Origin of the sequence: Bacillus cereus (genome assembly GCF_002567495.1) — a bacterium.
GTDB lineage: Bacteria > Bacillota > Bacilli > Bacillales > Bacillaceae_G > Bacillus_A > Bacillus_A cereus_AQ.
This window is the reverse complement of the sequence record NZ_NVAP01000115.1, coordinates 1-505: the sequence shown is the minus strand read 5'-3', so window position 1 is coordinate 505 and position 505 is coordinate 1. Positions and strand designations below refer to the sequence as shown.

Below are 505 nucleotides of genomic sequence, written 5' to 3'. Positions count from 1 at the left end.
ATCTGCCGGATATGAAAAAGCTAAAACTGAGCACCTGCGGTTATCTAGGAAAATTACGAATATCCGAAATAACCATATCCATCAAGCAACAGCTAAATTGGTGAAAACCAAACCAATGAGGATTGTTGTGGAAGACTTATCTATCTCAAACCTGTTAAAAAACAAAAAACTATCGAAAGCATTTTCCTTTCAAAAATTAAACTTCTTCTTTCAATGTTTATCATACAAGTGCGAGAAGTATGGCATTGCGTATGTAAAAGCTGATAAATGGTTCGCTTCAAGCAAGATTTGCTCATGTTGCGGCGTAAAATACGACCATTCAGTTCAACCAGAAGGACAGTGGAGTTTAAAAATACGTGAGTGGCGTTGTGCTTCAAGCAATAGCCATCACGATAGGGATGTAAATGCTTCGATAAATTTATCAAGATGGGTAAAATAAATGCTTGATAATAGGAGGTAACGATACTGCCTCGTGTGGAGTGTTATACCCCTCGTCCCTTTGGGG

The 505-nt window shown here is 38.2% G+C and carries 1 protein-coding gene; it reads left to right on the top strand.

The features are described from left to right. Positions 1-439: RNA-guided endonuclease InsQ/TnpB family protein (locus tag COK05_RS30595; RefSeq protein WP_141539326.1), on the top strand; the 439-nt coding region annotated here is incomplete at its 5' end. Positions 440-505: the final 66 nt, after the last annotated feature.